2 protein-coding genes are annotated in these 1,059 nt (G+C 52.8%); both read left to right on the plus strand.

Going from position 1 to position 1,059, the window contains the following annotated elements:
- Positions 1-268: 268 nt before the first annotated feature.
- The gene (gene fabZ, locus B2W96_RS03205) at positions 269-700 is read left to right on the plus strand and encodes a 3-hydroxyacyl-ACP dehydratase FabZ (protein ID WP_293008489.1); all 432 of its coding nucleotides are present in this window, start codon (positions 269-271) and stop codon (positions 698-700) included.
- A 27-nt stretch (positions 701-727) separates the two neighbouring features.
- The gene (locus tag B2W96_RS03210; RefSeq protein WP_293008491.1) at positions 728-1,003 is read left to right on the plus strand and encodes a hypothetical protein; all 276 of its coding nucleotides are present in this window, start codon (positions 728-730) and stop codon (positions 1,001-1,003) included.
- Positions 1,004-1,059: the final 56 nt, after the last annotated feature.

A 1,059-nucleotide genomic window follows, 5' to 3' on the forward strand; every position in this document is an offset into this window, starting at 1 on the left:
CGTTCGCGCAGCCAAGGCCGGGAAGTAAAAAAACCGCGAGGTAACTCCATCGCGCAATATACCCTTGCGAAGAGGCCCCGCCGCAATCAGCGGCAGGGCCTCTTCCCCCCAAGTACGGCATCTCATCGGTTGCGATACCGCATCGCTTCACGGAAATGCTGTTTTGTATATCCAGAATTATTAATTTTATATCAATCGCGTGTGTAAACGTACGTTTTCAGAAGGACTACCCTATAAAAATATCGATTGGTGAAAGGGAGAGAATTGTATGAAGCTTTCTCACGAAGAGGTCAAGCAGGTCATTCCCCACCGCGACCCGATGCTGCTGGTAGACATGGTGGAGGATCTGGTTCCCGGCGAGCACATTGAAGCCCGGTTTTATGTGGATCCGGCCCGGGAGATTTTTAAGGGGCATTTTCCCGGCGAGCCGGTGCTGCCCGGCGTATACTCTGTGGAGTGCATGGCGCAGACTGCGGATATCCTGCTTTTAAAGATGGAGCGCTACGCAGGAAAAATTCCTTTGTTTTTGGGTATTAACAACGTGCGCTTTCTGAAAAAAGTTTTGCCGGGAGATACTATTGAGATTCGTGCCAAGATGGCCTCCGAACGGGCAGAAAAAGCGATCGCAACCTGCTCTGCGGAGATTTATAATCACGGCGAGCTGGCCGTAAGCGGAGACGTCACTCTGGCCATGCGCTGAAGGACGCAGGACGCAGAGGAGACAACTATGAAAATTATTACCTCAGCCGAGGCTGCGGCGATGATTCTCTCCAACTTCACCCTTTGCTCTCAGGGCATGAACGGCAACGCCGTGGCAGAAGAGCTTCTGCTGGAGCTAGAAAAGCGCTTCCTCGCCACAGGCCAACCTCAGCATCTCAAATGGTTTCACTCCTCCGGGCAGGGGGACAAGGGCGAGCGCGGTCTGAACCATATCGCCCATGAAGGCATGCTGGACCAGATCATTGGCGGACATTTTGGCCCATTCCCAAGCTTCAGGACATGATCGCCCAAAATAAAATCCGGGCCTATAACCTTCCTCAGGGCGTGATTTCCCACATG

Origin of the sequence: Oscillibacter sp. UBA6647, from assembly GCA_002455655.1 — a bacterium.
Lineage (GTDB): Bacteria > Bacillota > Clostridia > Oscillospirales > Oscillospiraceae > Oscillibacter.

Coding starts and splice junctions, on each gene's coding strand:
- fabZ (WP_293008489.1), top strand. CDS start 269: ATGAAGCTTTCTCACGAAGAGGTCAAGCAGGTCATTCCCCACCGCGAC.
- B2W96_RS03210 (WP_293008491.1), top strand. CDS start 728: ATGAAAATTATTACCTCAGCCGAGGCTGCGGCGATGATTCTCTCCAAC.